Here is a 1,354-nt window from a genome sequence, read left to right on the forward strand (position 1 = left end):
ATCCATTTCCCATTCCTTGTTCCGGAACAGGACGCCAACCAGCTTGTCCTTTAATTTCGCCTCGTCAAAGTCGAAATGGTATCCTGGATTGCTCTCCTCCAGAGACCACATGACGTTGGAAAGCGCCCGCTTACTCCATTCGTCTTTTTCCGTCCCGTCTTCCTTTGGGAGATACAGGCGGTACACGCCGCGCCATTTCTTGTCCTCCTGCGTCTGGCTGTCATAGTCATTGTGGAAGAACCCGCGGAAGTCGCCCTCGCATACATCGAAATAGATCACAAGCCTGTCGCCATAATCGGTTTCTTCGGTCACGGCAGCGTTGATCTTCGCCACATAACCGCCGGCCGGGATGATCTCGCGTCCCTTGCTGGGTGCGGGCTTGATGTTGTCGTATCGTTTCATTGTTTATTTTTCCTCCTTATAATTCAGGGGCGCAAGTCCCCAGTATTCACGGATCGCAGTATCGACCGCCTTTAGATCGTTGTCGATCAGGCGGTCCTGGAACATGCCCAGGGGCGACTTGACCGTATCCATCCCATTCGTCTGCGTGGAAAACTGATATTTCCCATCAGTAACAACTGTTTTCAGCACAATGGTAAAAAGCCCCTCCAGCGTGACTTTTTCGTCCAGCAGCTTCCCGATGGTCTTGAACTTCTCGTTCCCATTCGCATCCAGGTCTACATGGCCCATGAAATAGACCACTTTGCCATCCGGCAGCCGTATCGCGGTCTGAATCAATGTCCAGAAGTTCAGTGCCATATCTGTAAATTTTTGGTAACCAGTTGTTTTAGCCCCGCGCATAAATTCGTTTGTCATCAGATACGTTGCGTCATCAATGACGATGGCGTTTGCAGGTGCGCTTCGGATCGCTGTGTCGATCTTCATGTAATCGTCGCAGTTATATGTCTTGATCTTGCTTTTGAATGGCAGCGGCTTCCCGCTTACATTCACCACGCAAACCTCTTCCGGCGAAAAGCCTCTTAAGCTGGTGGATTTTCCTGACCCGCTCTGGCCGTAAATCATAACCGGGATCCCCATTATGTTTCCTCCTCATCAAATGCAATTGGGCACTCGTTCCCTCTGGTCTCGATTGGGAACGGAAGGTACTCTCCGGTAAAAAGGCATCTGTGCCGCCGGAGGCTCTCGTCATATCGAACGTACTGGCACCACCGGCAGACCGTGTCCCCGTTTGGGAAGTTGACTCTGATCGTGGCCACGCCGCTCTTGTAAAAGCTGACGCAGCTCCCGTTCGCCTTCATACGTGCCTCACGATCTCGAAGCCGAGCGCATCGGCCAGAAGCCATGGAGACGTCCTGTACAACTCATCCAGATACGCCTGAAAGCATTCAGGGCC

2 protein-coding genes are annotated in these 1,354 nt (G+C 52.2%); both read right to left on the reverse strand.

What is annotated here, in order from left to right; translation table 11 throughout:
- Positions 1 to 402, reverse strand: a 402-nt coding sequence (locus tag H8S57_RS16345) for a hypothetical protein (protein ID WP_369807650.1), incomplete at its 3' end; no start/stop codon positions are given.
- Between the two features lie 3 nt (positions 403 to 405).
- Positions 406 to 1,038, reverse strand: a complete 633-nt coding sequence (locus tag H8S57_RS16350) for a DEAD/DEAH box helicase family protein (protein WP_186909031.1) — start codon at positions 1,036 to 1,038, stop codon at positions 406 to 408.
- Positions 1,039 to 1,354 lie beyond the last annotated feature (316 nt).

The organism is Lawsonibacter hominis, from assembly GCF_014287895.1.
Classification (GTDB): Bacteria; Bacillota; Clostridia; order Oscillospirales; family Oscillospiraceae; genus Lawsonibacter_A; species Lawsonibacter_A hominis.

Excerpts from the sequence above, each read along its gene's own strand:
- H8S57_RS16350 (WP_186909031.1), bottom strand. The coding sequence starts at position 1,038 with ATGGGGATCCCGGTTATGATTTACGGCCAGAGCGGGTCAGGAAAATCC.